The sequence below is a fragment of the Ruegeria sp. AO1 genome (assembly GCF_056535985.1).
On the sequence record NZ_JBQFJC010000001.1, the window covers coordinates 1,360,087 to 1,373,631 of the forward strand.

Here is a 13,545-nt window from a genome sequence, read left to right on the forward strand (position 1 = left end):
CCCATCGGAACCGGGCGCAGGCGCGCCCAAAGGGAATGTCATGACCGATCAGTCCAGCGCACCTCGTTCTTTTCAAGAGATCATCCTGCGGCTTCAGACCTATTGGGCCTCGAAAGGCTGTGCGATTCTGCAGCCTTATGACATGGAGGTTGGGGCAGGGACGTTCCACCCGGCGACAACCCTGCGCGCGCTCGGGTCCAAGGCATGGGCCGCGGCCTATGTCCAACCCTCGCGCCGTCCAACCGACGGGCGGTATGGTGAGAACCCGAACCGTCTGCAGCACTACTATCAGTATCAGGTTCTGATCAAACCCAGCCCGCCAGACCTGCAAGAGCTGTATCTGGGCAGCCTCGAGGCCATCGGTATCGATATGGAGCTGCACGACATCCGTTTTGTCGAGGACGACTGGGAAAGCCCGACCCTCGGCGCATGGGGTCTTGGGTGGGAGGTCTGGTGCGACGGTATGGAAGTCAGCCAGTTCACCTATTTCCAACAGGTCGGTGGTCATGATTGCACGCCGGTCTCCGGTGAGCTGACCTATGGTCTGGAGCGTCTGGCGATGTATGTGCTGGGCATCGACCACGTGATGGACATGCCGTTCAACGACCCTCAGTCCCCCAGCCCGCTGACATACGGTGACATCTTCAAGCAGACCGAAGAGGAATACGCCCGTTGGAACTTTGATGTGGCCAACACCGAAGTTCTGCTGCGTCATTTCGAAGAGGCCGAGGCCGAATGCGCCACCATTCTGGCGCAACGGCATGATGATCCGAAAACAGGCAAGCGCATCGTGATGGCGCACCCGGCCTATGATCAGTGCATTAAGGCCAGCCACATCTTCAACCTGCTGGACGCACGCGGGGTGATCTCGGTAACCGAACGGCAGGCCTATATCGGCCGTGTCCGGGCGCTGGCCAAGCAATGCGCGGATGCGTTCGTTCTGACCGAGGCCGCCGGGTACGAGGCCTGATGCAGCGTTCAGGCCAATCCGGGCAGCAATGCCTTGAGGCCGTCAGAAATCATGCCGATGGCGATGGCCGAGAGGATCATGCCCATAAAGCGGCTCATGATGACGCGTGCATTGCTCGAAAGACGTTTGGACAGCCACGGGGCATTCCAGAAGGTGACCAGAAGCAAGGCGACGACGGTCAGGAATACACCTGCAAAAACAACGGCTTCAAGTGGCTTGCTGACGTGATGCGCATACAGTATCAGGGTCGTGATCGTGCCCGGACCGACCAGAATGGGAAAGGCCAGCGGATAGAACGCGACCGTGTCGGGCGCAGGATAGGCCTCTTTTTCCCCGTCCGTCCCGTGATGCGAGGTGCTTTCGTTGCCGTTCAGCATATTCAGGCCGATCATCAGCACAACCAACCCTCCGGCGACGCGCAGATGGTCGACGCTGATTCCGAACAGGCTCAGCGTCTGACTGCCAATGGCGGCGAACGCACCGCCCAGGACCAGGCAGTAGAGCGCGGTTTTAGCTGCGACTTTACGTTGATCCGCAGGGGGCAGGTCCTGCGTAACACTCAGGAACACAGGCAGGTTGGTGATCGGGTTCATGATCGCAAACAGTGCACCAAAGAACCCAACGGCGAGGGTCGATTCCATGAAAACACCCTTGTGGTTTCCAGTTTCCACCCGAAACCTGTCCGATTTTTCAGGAACTTGAAAGAGGCAGCCTAAGACAATGACAGGAAAATTGCTTGCGATCATTCTGGGGCTATCGGCTGTGCTGGCCGGGGCGGGCATGTATTACCTGCAAGTCTACGGCTTTTATTATGAGGTCGAACCGAAGCCCGGACAGGACGTCGCCCTCTTGCCCGTGGGCGGAGAGACTCCGCAGCTGATTGCCTATTCTTCGTTTCAGGCAATTGATGCCGATAGCTCTCCGATCCGGTATCGGGCCTGTTTTAACACGGATCTCTCCGAAGAACAGCTGTCCGGCTTCATGCCTGCTGTGAATGCAGAGCCCCTGACCGCTCCGGGTTGGTTCGATTGCTATGATGCGGTCGCCGTGGCCGAAGCGTTGAAAACCGGGCAGGCGCGGGCCTTCATGAGCGCGAAGAATATCCATTACGGCGTCGACCGCATTGTCGCGATCACTGAAGATGGGCGGGGCTTTGTCTGGCATTCCCTGAACAATTGCGGTGAAAAAGCCTATGATGGCACCGTGGTGGGCGAGGAATGCCCTCCCAGACCGCAGCAGTAAGGAGACCGCCATGCAGCACGTCGTCGAAATCCCTGAGTTTCTGACGGCGACCTTGGGTTTTGCCGTCTACCTGCTTGGCGCACGGATCAATGATCGCGTCGCCGCACTTCGCAATTTCAACATCCCCGAGCCCGTGACCGGAGGGTTGTTGGCTTCGTTTGCCGTTCTGGCGCTGTATTTGATATTCGATCTTGAACTCGCATTCGAGCTGGGTACGCGGGATTTTCTACTGGTCGTATTTTTTGCCGGGATCGGATTGAATGCACGTCTTTCGGACCTGATTTCGGGCGGCAAGCCGCTGTTTTTGCTTCTGATCCTGACCCTTGTGACGATCGTTTTGCAAAACGTGATCGGTGCGGCTGGCGCTTCCATGTTTGGTTATCCGGCGCAGGCGGGTGTTCTGTTCGGCTCGGCGGCGCTGATCGGCGGGCACGGGACCGCAATCGCATGGGCGCCCGAAGTTGCGCGGGCGACAGGGTTGGACAGCGCGACCGAGTTGGGTGTTGCCGTTGCAACGCTAGGTTTGGTTCTGGCCGCCTTGGTCGGTGGACCGATTGCGCGGTTGCTGGTTGAAGGGCGCAATCTCAGCCCCGACCGTCCAGACGAAGGGCCCAGTGTCGGATTGCCGGACGAAACAGAAGGCAGGTCGCTCGATATCGACCACGTGTCGATCATGCGCGTTTTGCTGCATCTCAACCTCGCGATCATTGCGGGTTATTCTCTGGGCGAAGCGATCTCAGCTGCCGGTCTCAAGCTGCCGCTGTTCGTGCCATGTTTGATCATGGGAATCGTCATCGCCAATGTGCGCGCCTTAGTGGCACCGTCGGCCCCACTGGTATCGCGCACGCCATCGTTGGCGTTGATCTCGGAATTCGCCTTGGGCGCGTTTCTGGCCATGTCACTGATGAGCCTTCAGCTTTGGACCATCGCCGAGCTTGGCATGGCCATCGTCGTCATCATGTCCGCCCAGACCCTGTTCACGGTAGTTTTTGTGCTGTGGGTGCTGTTCCCGGTCATGGGCTCAAATTACCGCGCCGCGGTGTTGGCTGCAGGGTTTGGAGGCTTCGCTTTGGGCGCGACCCCCACTGCTATTGCGAATATGACCGCAGTAACCAAGCGATATGGCCCATCGCCTATTGCCTTTATCGTGCTGCCCCTTGTATCCGCATTCTTTGTGGATATCGCAAATGCCATCGTCATCCAGACGATCGTAAATTTCTAAGGACCGAAAATGCCCGACCTGCTGATCGAACTGTTTTCCGAGGAGATCCCCGCGCGTATGCAGACCCGCGCGGGTGAGGACCTGAAAAAGCGGATCACCGATGGTTTGGTCGAGGCCGGTTTGACCTATGCCTCTGCCGTCGCCCTGACCACGCCGCGCCGTTTGACCTTGGCGGTCGAAGGGCTGCTGGCGGAAAGCCCGACGATCCGCGAGGAACGCAAAGGCCCCAAGGTCGGGGCACCTGACAAAGCGATCGAAGGCTTCCTGCGCGGCGCTGGTTTGACCCGTGACCAATTAGAGGAACGCGACACCCCCAAAGGTGCGGTCTATTTCGCCCAGATCGAAAAGCCCGGACGCCCGGCGGCAGAGATCGTGGCCGAAGTGCTTGAGGCCACGATCCGCAACTTCCCATGGCCAAAATCGATGCGCTGGGGCTCTGGCCCGATGCGGTGGGTTCGGCCTCTGCACTCGATCCTGTGCATTCTGATCGATGAGACGGGTGCGCAGGTTGTCCCGCTTGAGGTCGAAGGCATCACATCCGGTGACACGACCGAGGGCCACCGGTTCATGGCCCCGAACCGCTTTGCCGTTTCCTCGTTCGAGGATTACGCCGCCAAACTGAAACGCGCCTTCGTGGTCCTGTCGCCCGAGGAACGCGCCGAACATATCTGGAACGATGCCCAGAACATGGCCTTTGCCGCCGGTCTGGAAGTGGTTGACGACAAAGGCCTGCTGGCCGAGGTCGCTGGTCTGGTTGAATGGCCCGTGGTGCTGATGGGGCAGATTGACGACGAATTCCTCGACCTGCCGCCTGAGGTGCTGCAGACCTCGATGAAAGAGCACCAGAAGTTCTTTTCCGTGAAGAACCCCAAAACCGGCCGGATCGAGCGTTTCATCACCGTCGCCAACCGCGAAACTGCTGACAATGGCGCGACCATTCTGGCCGGGAACCAGAAGGTCCTTTCGGCCCGTCTGGCGGATGCGAAATTCTTCTGGGAGAACGACCTGCGTATCGCCAAGTCGGACATCGCCCAATGGACCCGTGCGCTGGAGAATGTGACCTTCCACAACAAGCTGGGCACACAAGCTGAACGCATCGACCGCGTCGCCGCACTGGCCTGCGAACTGGCGCCTGTGACTGGAGCGGACGCTATTCAAGCGGAGAAATCCGCGCGTCTGGCCAAGGCCGATCTGAGCTCTGAGATGGTGTATGAATTCCCCGAACTTCAGGGGCTTATGGGCCGCTACTACATCGAAGCGGCAGGCGAGGACGCCGCCGTGGCCGCTGTGGCACAGGACCACTACTCGCCGCTTGGCCCGTCAGATGACGTGCCGACTGCGCCGCTTTCGGTGACAGTGGCGCTGGCCGACAAGCTGGACACGCTGACCGGGTTCTGGGCGATTGATGAGAAGCCGACCGGTTCGAAAGACCCGTTTGCTCTGCGCCGTGCCGCATTGGGTGTAACTCGATTGATACTCGAAAACGATCTGCGGCTGTCTTTGGATCGGTTCTTTGACAGCCAACTGATACGAGCAGAAAGCGCAATCAATGAGGCACTGCCGGAAGCCAATGTTCTTGATCTGTTGGAAGAAATCGCAGAACGAGGTGTCTTTGGTGCTGCATTCCAGACAGTTAGAGATCGAGTAGATGATTTGCCTGCGGCAGCTTTTCTTGAACTTGAGAAAAAGGTCCCAGACGCATCTGACGATCTTCTGTCGTTTTTCCACGACCGCCTTAAAGTCTTCCTCCGTGATGAGGGCATCCGTCACGACGTCATCGACGCCTGTATTGCGATGGACGGCAATGATGACCTCAACCTACTGGTCAAACGCGCCCGCGCACTGAACGCGGTGATCGCGACCGAGGATGGGGAAAACCTCGTGCAGGGGTTCAAGCGAGCCAACAACATCCTGACGCAGGCCGAAGAGAAGGACGGGGTCGAATACTCCTACGGTGCGGATGTGAAATTCGCCGAGACGGACAGCGAAAAGACTCTGTTCTCGGCGCTTGACGCGGCGCAGGCGCAGATTGATCCGGCGCTCAGGGCCGAGGATTTCCCAATCGCCATGGCGGCCATGGCCGCGCTGCGTGGGCCAGTGGATGCGTTCTTTGAGGATGTGCAGGTCAACACGGACAATGACATCCTCCGCCGCAACCGTCTGAACTTGCTCAGTCAGATCCGCTCGGTCTGTTCCAGCGTTGCCGATCTGACCAAGATCGAAGGCTAAAGGCCCGGGCGCGCGGATTTGCGCGCCCAGATCACCCTTGCGTGACGGGCGCAGGGGCCTATGCTGCGGTGAAACCAAAAGGTGCCGCAGTGCAGAATAATCCGCATACCACGCTTATCACGTCCACCGCGCCCGTTGCCCCGCACACCCACGGGGGGCGGGCAAAGTGCCTGCAACGTCTGGTCCGGTTGGAGATGCCGGTGCCGCGCACGGTCGCGTTGTCTTTTGACGCGGTGCAGCGCATCGCCGAAGGGCAAGTCCCCGATCTGGCTGCAATCCTTGAGCAATTCGAGCCGACGGCTTTGTTGTGTGTGCGCCCCAGTTCCGAGGACCCCGATTGGGGCGGCCCAGGCGCGGTTCTGAATATCGGCATGAACGAGGCGCGGTTTGCCGAGCTGTCGAACTCGATGGGCGATGAGCCTGCCGCCGCCATGTATCTGCGCTTTGTGCAGAGCTACGCGATCCATGTGGCGCGTCTGGATGCGGATGTGTTTGACGAGATCGACGAGGATGGTGTCGCGGGGCTGAAGCGTACTCTGCACGCCTATGAGGATGAGACCGATGAGGTTTTCCCCGAGGATCGCGGCGAGCAGCTGATTGGCGTTCTGCGCTCGATGGCGCGGGCGTGGGATGGTACCTCGGCGCGCCTGTTGCGTCAGGCCAAGGGGGCTCCGGCCGATGCGGGGCTGGGGCTTGTCATCCAAGAGATGATTCCGGGCGTCGGGCAGGGCGAATGCGGCTCGGGTGTGTTGCAACTGGTGGATCCGACAACCGGGATGCCTCAGATCACCGGCCGGTATCTGAGCCAGAGCCAGGGGCGGGATGCGTTGGGCGAAGATGTCTCGGCGCTCTATCTTGAGAAAGACCCACGGGGTCCGTCGCTGGAAGAAGTGGCTCCCAGTGCATTTGCCGATCTGAAGGCTCAGGCTGCTTTGATGCGCGAGAAGCTGCGCGAGGAAATGCAGGTCGAATTCGTGATCCAGAACGGCAATGTGCATATTCTGGACGGCGTGCGTGTTCAGCGAACCTCGCGCGCGGCGATGCGGATTGCGGTGCGGCTGGCTGAAGACGGTATCATCCCGCCACAAGAGGCGGTGATGCGCGTGGACCCTCATGCCCTGAACGAGCTGCTGCATCGGCAGGTCCACCCGGAGGCAGAGCGAGATGTGCTGACCACCGCGATTGGCGCAAGTCCGGGGGCGTCGACCGGCAAGATCGTGTTTACGGCCGCCGAGGCGCAAGCCAGCGCCGCGCGGGGTGAGGCCTGTGTTCTGGTGCGCCGCGAAACCTCGCCCGAGGATGTGCGGGGCATGCATGCCGCCGTTGCCGTTCTGACCGAAAAGGGCGGAATGACCAGCCATGCCGCCGTGATTGGGCGTGGTTTGGGTCTGCCTTGCATTGTCGGCGCGTCAGAGATGCGGTTCCAGACCAAGAAGAAAATGCTGACGACCCCGGATGGGCGAGTGTTCAAGACCGGTGACGTTTTGACGATCGACGGAAGCTCGGGGCAGGTTCTGGCGGGGCAGCCCGAGATGCTCGAGGCCGCGCTGGACGACTGTTTCCAGACGCTCATGGGCTGGGCCGACGCCGAGCGGGACATCGAAATCCGCGCCAATGCTGATACCCCTGCGGATGCGCAGACCGCGCGGAACTTTCAGGCGCAGGGCATCGGCCTGTGCCGGACGGAGCATATGTTCTTTGATCCCGGGCGCCTGATCGTGATGCGCGAGATGATCTTCGCACAGACCTCATCCGGTCGAGCGGCCGTGTTGGAGCGTTTGCTGCCCATGCAGCGTGACGATTTCGTTCAGCTTTTCCGTATCATGGAGGGGCAGCCGGTCTGCATTCGCCTGTTTGACCCGCCGCTGCACGAATTCCTGCCCACCACCCGCGGCGGCCAACGCGAACTGGCCGAAGCGCTGGATCTGCCTGTCTCGGATGTGGAGCGTCGCGTCTCTGCGATGACCGAATACAACCCGATGCTGGGCCTGCGCGGAGTTCGCTTGGGCGTTACAGTGCCCGAAATCTACGACATGCAGGCCCGCGCGATTTTTGAAGCCACGATTGAGGCCCGCAAGAACGGTGCACCGGTTGTACCCGAGGTGATGATCCCTCTGGTTTCGGCCAAGCGAGAGGTCGAGTTGGTAAAGTCCCGCATCGACTCGGTGGCGGCCGCTGTCGCTGCCGAAAAGGGGCAGGAGTTCGAATACCGCCTCGGTGTGATGGTCGAAACACCACGCGCCTGCCTGCGTGCTGAAGAGATTGCACCAAACACCGCTTTCTTAAGTTTCGGAACCAACGACCTGACCCAGATGACCTATGGTCTTTCACGCGACGACGCGGGGCGTTTCATGTCGGCCTATGTCAGGCAGGGGGTCTTCACAGAGGACCCGTTCCATGTTCTGGACGCCGACGGGGTTGGCGAATTGCTCAAGCTTGGGTCTGAAAGGGGGCGCGCGGCACAGCCCGATGTGACCCTTTCAGTCTGCGGAGAACACGGCGGAAACCCCGAATCAATCGCCATTTGCCGAGATCTTGGCTTTGACTATGTGTCCTGCTCTCCGTTCCGGGTACCGGTCGCTCGGCTGGCTGCCGCTCAACTGGCGATTTCGTCCAGACTTGGGGGTTGACAGCAGCCTGAAACCCAATGATTAGTGGTCAATAAGCGAACTTGTGGCGGAATTGTTTTTCTCCACGAGCGAATTTCCACTTGTATTTGTCTCTGATCTGGACCTTTGCGCAAGACTGCGCTAAATGCCTCGTCGCGCCCGCCGGGGGAGGGTTTGGCGCGTGAAGTGCCTGTGCGAGGTTATCTGATGCTACGTTACATAATGGCTGTTGCCACATTGGCGGCAACCGTGCTGCCGAGTGCGTCCTACGCTGAGAGGGAAGCTACGGATGCCAATAAGAAAGAACTAGTTGCCCGCAGTGAATTGCCGGGGCAGAGCTTTCGGGACTATCTGAAATTGTTCCAGCCGCGTAAAGTGGTGGAACCGATCAAAGTGTCCTATTCTAAGGATTGGCTGGACCAACAGCCCAAAGCGTCCGGAGACGAAGACTGGGAATGCCTGTCCGAGGCGCTGTATTTCGAAGCCCGCGGCGAAAGCGTGCGCGGCCAGTTTGCCGTGGCTGAGGTCATCATGAACCGGGTCAAGAGCAGCCGCTTTCCCGATAGCCTTTGCGGTGTGATCCGTCAGGGAACCGGCAAAAAGTACCAGTGCCAGTTCACCTATACATGTGATGGCCGCAAGGAAGTGATCCACGAGGAAAAAGCCTTTGAGCGTGTCTCGAAAGTCGCCCGCGCGGCGATGGATGGCGTTGCCAAAGAGCTGACCGAAGGGGCGACCCACTATCATACCACTGCGGTCCGCCCGTCCTGGGCGCGGGTCTATAAACAGACGGCGCAGATTGGTGTTCACATCTTCTACCGCCACAATTACCGCACTGCGAGCAACTGAGGCAGGTCCGGCGCTGCGTCTTTAGATCAAGGCGCAGCGTATACCATTGCACGCGGAGAAAGCGTCGAAATCAGCGGTTGGAATGGCGTTTGTATGAATGCTATAGGCCCTCGAAACGCCTAGAATGGGCGAATGTTTCAACGAGCCCAAGAAGGCCTGACCCATGAGTTCTGAAATCCGCCTCGCTTTTGCGCACCCCTCTGAACGGTCCGAGGCGACCTCGCCCAGAGGGCCTTTGGATCGCATCTCGCTGCGTGATCATACTGTCGAGGTCGAGATTGGTGCCTTTCAGGCCGAACGCGGTACGACCCAACGTATCTGCTTCAATATCGTGGTAGAGGTGCGTCCGCTGACCTCGGATATTGACGACGATGTGGACCGTATCCTGTCTTATGACCGGGTGACCGAGGCGATTGCCTATGAACTGGCGGCCGAGCGTCTGAACCTTCTGGAAACGCTGGCCGAACGTGTGGCCGAACGTATCCTGCTGGAGCCGCAAGCGGTCCGAGTTTTTGTCCGGATCGAAAAGCTGGATCGCGGCCCCGGCGCGCTTGGGGTTGAGATCGTGCGCGGCAAAGACGCCGTGCATCACGACGTCGTCGAAGAAGAACGCCCACATCCACGTCTTGTCTACTTGTCGAACGAGGCAATGGCGTCGGACAATCTGACCGGCTGGATTGACCAGTTGGAGAACCGTCAACGTCCCTTGATCCTGTGTGTGGGCGCCTCGGACCTTCCGGTTCCGCAGACGGGTCACGCAATGACCCAGCGCCGCATTGACCTGTTGTCGATTGAGCAGAACGCGTGGGTTCTGGCCGCGCGCGATCATCGCTGTGTGGTCGTCTCGACCCGGACCGAGCTGGACTGGGCGATGAAGAACGGTCAGATTTGCGTCTGGGCCCCGTCAAAGATCGTTCTGGATGCTGTTGACGGCCCCTCGGCCGCGCCATCCGACGCGGTTGCGCTGGCCGCATGGTTTGCGGCCACCTTTGAGGCCAGCGAGATGATGGTGATCGGAGGCGCATTGCCAAAAGAGCCGAAAACGCCGCTGCGTGCTGTGGCCATTGATCAGGCACAATTGTGAGCCGCTACTACCGTCCGCTGGTGCAGCACGGTACGGCTCGCCCGGATCAGGCCGTGCCTCTGGCCGGGCAGTCGTTGTGGTTTACCCATGCCGAAGCGCTGTCGCGCGATGGGACGTCTCAGGTCGTAGCCGCAGCGGATATCCCCGCGGATGTGCTGCAGCGCCTCAGCCGCCCGCGCGCGGCCCTGTCCGGTTTGGATATGGCGCGTCCACATATCATGGGCATCCTGAATGCAACGCCCGACAGTTTCTCGGACGGTGGCATCCACAGCTCGGTCGAGGCCGCACGGGCAGGGGCCATTGAGATGGTCTCGCACGGTGCCACGATTCTGGATATCGGCGGAGAGTCTACACGTCCCGGTGCAGATTTCGTTCCCGCAAACGAAGAGATCACCCGGACCCGCCCGGTAATCGAAGCGATCCGGGCTGAGACCAACGCTCTGATCTCAATCGACACCCGCAAGGCCGCTGTCGCCAAAGTGGCCTGTGAGGCCGGGGCGGGGCTGGTCAATGATGTCTCGGGCTTCACCTTCGACCCGGAGCTTGCGCCATTCTGCGCAGGTTTGGGCGCGCCGGTCTGTGTCATGCATATGCAGGGTGATCCCGCGACCATGCAGGACAATCCGGTCTATGAAAACGTCGTGCTGGATGTCTATGATTTTCTGGCAGGCCAGATCGAACGGCTTGAGGCGTTGGGCCTGAACCGAGATTTGATCATCGTCGATCCCGGCATCGGTTTCGGCAAGACCGAGGAGCACAATCTGGCCCTGCTGCGCAACTTAAGCCTGTTTCACGGTTTGGGCTGCCCGATTCTTCTGGGCGTTTCGCGCAAGGGCTTTATCGGCTCCATCGGGCTGGAGCCGCGAAAAACCGCGCGCGCGCCGGGATCAATCGCGGTTGCTCTGGACGGATTGTCCCAAGGCGTGCAGATCATTCGGGTCCATGACGTGGCCGAGACCGCTCAGGCCTTGCGCCTATGGGCTGCCGTCCGTTAATCCGGTCACAAGCAATTTTTACGGAGACATGATTATGCGCAAGCTGTTCGGAACTGACGGTGTGCGGGGCACAGCCAATACGCATCCGATGACAGCGGAAATGGCCTTGCGCATTGGTGCGGCGGTCGGGCGCTATTTTCGCCGTGACGCGACTGGGGTTCACCGCGTGGTCATCGGCAAGGACACGCGCCTGTCCGGCTATATGCTGGAAAGCGCGCTGACGGCGGGTTTGACCTCGACAGGTATGAACGTGTTGCTGTTGGGTCCGGTGCCGACCCCTGCCGTGGGTCTGATGACCCAATCCATGCGCGCCGATCTGGGGGTTATGATTTCGGCCAGCCACAATCCGGCGGAAGACAACGGTATCAAGTTTTTCGGGCCTGACGGCTATAAACTCTCAGATCAGGCCGAGCTTGAGATTGAGCGTTTGATCGAAGAAGGTGTCAGCCCCGCTCAGGCGCAAAATATCGGGCGTGCCCGCCGGGTTGATGATGCGCGGTTCCGCTATGGCGAGCGGGTCAAATCCTCGCTCCCGCGCGATGTGCGTCTGGACGGTTTGAAAGTGGTAATTGACTGCGCCAATGGTGCAGCCCACCGCACCGCGCCCGAGGTCCTATGGGAGCTTGGTGCCGAAGTCATCCCGATGGGAGTGTCGCCGAACGGCAAGAACATCAATCTTGAATGCGGTTCGACCAAGCCGCATGTTGCCGCAGAAGCAGTTGTCGCCCATGGTGCGGATGTTGGTATCTGCCTCGATGGCGATGCGGATCGGGTTGTCGTGATTGACGAAAACGGCAAGGTTGCTGATGGCGATCAGCTGATGGCCCTGCTGGCCGCGGCATGGGTTCGGGCCGAACAGCTGCGTGGCGGTGCCTTGGTGGCGACGGTTATGTCCAACCTCGGCTTGGAACGCCACCTGCAAGGACAAGGCCTGCGGCTGGAGCGGACGGCAGTTGGTGATCGCTATGTCGTGGAACGGATGCGCCAGGGCGGCTTCAACCTCGGCGGCGAGCAATCCGGCCATATCGTCATGAGTGACTATGCGACAACCGGCGACGGCCTGATGGCTGGGTTGCATTTCCTGTCGGAGATGGTTTTGAGCGGACGCAAAGCCGCTGAACTTGCGCAGCAATTTGAAACGGTTCCTCAGCTGTTGAAAAACGTGCGCTATCAACAGGGTCAACTGCCGCTTGAGGTGGCCAGCGTTCAAGCCGCGATTGCCGATGCCGAAGCGCGCCTCAACGGGCAGGGTCGTTTGCTGATCCGCAAGTCAGGGACCGAGCCTCTGATCCGTGTCATGGCTGAATGCGAAGATGCCGCCCTTCTGACGCAGGTGGTTGATGGCATTGTCGCCGAGGTTGAAGCAGCGGCGTCCTAGCGCCCGATTAGAGCTTTGCGCAGGCTGAACCACTGGCTCATGGCCATGCCCGTCAGAATCAAGGTCAGTGCGATGTAGAATCGCAGAGGCAGGGCCTCGGACAGGATCCACGCTCCGAAAACCATCGACCAGACGGGGACCTGATAGTTCACGAGGGTCAGAAATACCGACCCCGCGCTGCGCGTGATCGAGACACGCAAGAGGTTCGCTAAGGCTGTCGGGACCAGCCCCAGTACGATCAGCGCCAGAGTGGGGCGGGTGCCTTGCCATTCGGGCAACCCCTCGGTCATCAACATGATCGGCAGCAGCAGCGCCGCGCCCACCAGCAATGTTAGGGCCGCCAGTGCAACCGGATCAATCGGAGGGCACCGCCGCGTCAGGATGGATGAAACCGCATAGCACAATGCCGCCGTGATGCAGGCCATTTGCGCAAGCGGCTCGGTTCCTTGGCCCAGTTGCAAAAGCCCCGGACCAATCAGGACCAATGCGCCTGAAAACCCAAGGCACACACCCAGAAAACGACGCAAGTTGAGCGGTTCGTCCGAAAAGAAATGCGCCAGTGGCAGCACCATCAAGGGGATGGCCGCCATAGACAGGCCCGCAAAGGCCGACGGCACAAATTGCTGTCCCCAACTCAGCAGCATGAACGGTATCGCCGTTGACAGTACACCGATCAGGATGATTGAGCCGCCAAGCTCCGGTGTGAGCGTTGGAAACCGACGTCCGGTGATCCGCATCAACAAAAGAAGAGTCAAAGCGCCGAGCGTGGTGCGGGATGTTGCAACCGTGATCGGGCCATACCCCTCAAGCGCCATGGCTACGACCATGAATGTACCGCCCCAGATAAGGCCAAGCGAGAAGACGCCAATCCAATCTTGTTTTGTGGGCTGAGACACCATGGTAGTACCTGTGGAATAGGGTAAAAATTGCCTTTGATCAGGCGTTTATGGTCTGAGATTTAAGCGGG

General features: G+C 59.8%; 11 protein-coding genes. 9 read left to right on the forward strand and 2 right to left on the reverse strand.

The features are described from left to right. The first annotated feature begins 40 nt into the window (after positions 1–40). A complete protein-coding gene (locus ACR3FB_RS06720; RefSeq protein WP_425083336.1) occupies positions 41–970 on the forward strand; it encodes a glycine--tRNA ligase subunit alpha in 930 nt (309 codons plus the stop codon). A gap of 8 nt (positions 971–978) precedes the next feature. On the opposite strand, the gene ACR3FB_RS06725 is transcribed toward ACR3FB_RS06720, so the two are convergent. Further along, entirely contained in the window at positions 979–1,611 is a 633-nt protein-coding gene (locus ACR3FB_RS06725; protein WP_480565279.1) for a MarC family protein, read from the reverse strand. A 79-nt stretch (positions 1,612–1,690) separates the two neighbouring features. Here ACR3FB_RS06725 and ACR3FB_RS06730 point away from each other — a divergent pair, with 79 nt between their 5' ends. The 8 genes from ACR3FB_RS06730 (at position 1,691) to glmM (ending at position 12,578) form a co-directional block, all read left to right on the forward strand. Next, positions 1,691–2,212: a DUF6446 family protein gene (locus tag ACR3FB_RS06730; protein WP_480565282.1), complete on the forward strand. Its 522-nt coding sequence runs from the start codon at positions 1,691–1,693 to the stop codon at positions 2,210–2,212. Positions 2,213–2,222: 10 nt separating this feature from the next. Beyond that, positions 2,223–3,434 (forward strand): sodium/glutamate symporter, encoded by a 1,212-nt coding sequence (gltS, locus tag ACR3FB_RS06735; protein WP_170638961.1) that lies wholly within the window; start codon positions 2,223–2,225, stop codon positions 3,432–3,434. Between the two features lie 9 nt (positions 3,435–3,443). Continuing rightward, on the forward strand, positions 3,444–5,663 hold the full coding sequence (gene glyS / locus ACR3FB_RS06740) for a glycine--tRNA ligase subunit beta (RefSeq protein ID WP_480565284.1): 2,220 nt from the start codon (positions 3,444–3,446) through the stop codon (positions 5,661–5,663). Positions 5,664–5,731: 68 nt separating this feature from the next. Continuing rightward, positions 5,732–8,293 (forward strand): putative PEP-binding protein, encoded by a 2,562-nt coding sequence (locus ACR3FB_RS06745; RefSeq protein ID WP_480565286.1) that lies wholly within the window; start codon positions 5,732–5,734, stop codon positions 8,291–8,293. Positions 8,294–8,479: 186 nt separating this feature from the next. Next, positions 8,480–9,121, forward strand: coding sequence for a cell wall hydrolase (locus ACR3FB_RS06750; RefSeq protein ID WP_480565288.1), 642 nt, complete (start codon positions 8,480–8,482; stop codon positions 9,119–9,121). Positions 9,122–9,284: 163 nt separating this feature from the next. After that, positions 9,285–10,205 (forward strand): dihydroneopterin aldolase, encoded by a 921-nt coding sequence (locus ACR3FB_RS06755; protein ID WP_170470064.1) that lies wholly within the window; start codon positions 9,285–9,287, stop codon positions 10,203–10,205. Next, on the forward strand, positions 10,202–11,200 hold the full coding sequence (gene folP / locus ACR3FB_RS06760) for a dihydropteroate synthase (RefSeq protein ID WP_480565290.1): 999 nt from the start codon (positions 10,202–10,204) through the stop codon (positions 11,198–11,200). Before ACR3FB_RS06755 ends, folP begins: the two co-directional genes overlap by 4 nt. Positions 11,201–11,234: 34 nt before the next feature. Beyond that, on the forward strand, positions 11,235–12,578 hold the full coding sequence (glmM, locus tag ACR3FB_RS06765) for a phosphoglucosamine mutase (RefSeq protein ID WP_480565293.1): 1,344 nt from the start codon (positions 11,235–11,237) through the stop codon (positions 12,576–12,578). Here glmM and ACR3FB_RS06770 read toward each other — a convergent pair. Next, on the reverse strand, positions 12,575–13,477 hold the full coding sequence (locus ACR3FB_RS06770) for a DMT family transporter (protein ID WP_480565297.1): 903 nt from the start codon (positions 13,475–13,477) through the stop codon (positions 12,575–12,577). The two genes, glmM and ACR3FB_RS06770, sit on opposite strands and share 4 nt — an antisense overlap. Positions 13,478–13,545 lie beyond the last annotated feature (68 nt).

Coding starts and splice junctions, on each gene's coding strand:
- ACR3FB_RS06720 (WP_425083336.1), top strand. CDS start 41: ATGACCGATCAGTCCAGCGCACCTCGTTCTTTTCAAGAGATCATCCTG.
- ACR3FB_RS06725 (WP_480565279.1), bottom strand. CDS start 1,611: ATGGAATCGACCCTCGCCGTTGGGTTCTTTGGTGCACTGTTTGCGATC.
- ACR3FB_RS06730 (WP_480565282.1), top strand. CDS start 1,691: ATGACAGGAAAATTGCTTGCGATCATTCTGGGGCTATCGGCTGTGCTG.
- gltS (WP_170638961.1), top strand. CDS start 2,223: ATGCAGCACGTCGTCGAAATCCCTGAGTTTCTGACGGCGACCTTGGGT.
- glyS (WP_480565284.1), top strand. CDS start 3,444: ATGCCCGACCTGCTGATCGAACTGTTTTCCGAGGAGATCCCCGCGCGT.
- ACR3FB_RS06750 (WP_480565288.1), top strand. CDS start 8,480: ATGCTACGTTACATAATGGCTGTTGCCACATTGGCGGCAACCGTGCTG.
- ACR3FB_RS06755 (WP_170470064.1), top strand. CDS start 9,285: ATGAGTTCTGAAATCCGCCTCGCTTTTGCGCACCCCTCTGAACGGTCC.
- glmM (WP_480565293.1), top strand. CDS start 11,235: ATGCGCAAGCTGTTCGGAACTGACGGTGTGCGGGGCACAGCCAATACG.
- ACR3FB_RS06770 (WP_480565297.1), bottom strand. CDS start 13,477: ATGGTGTCTCAGCCCACAAAACAAGATTGGATTGGCGTCTTCTCGCTT.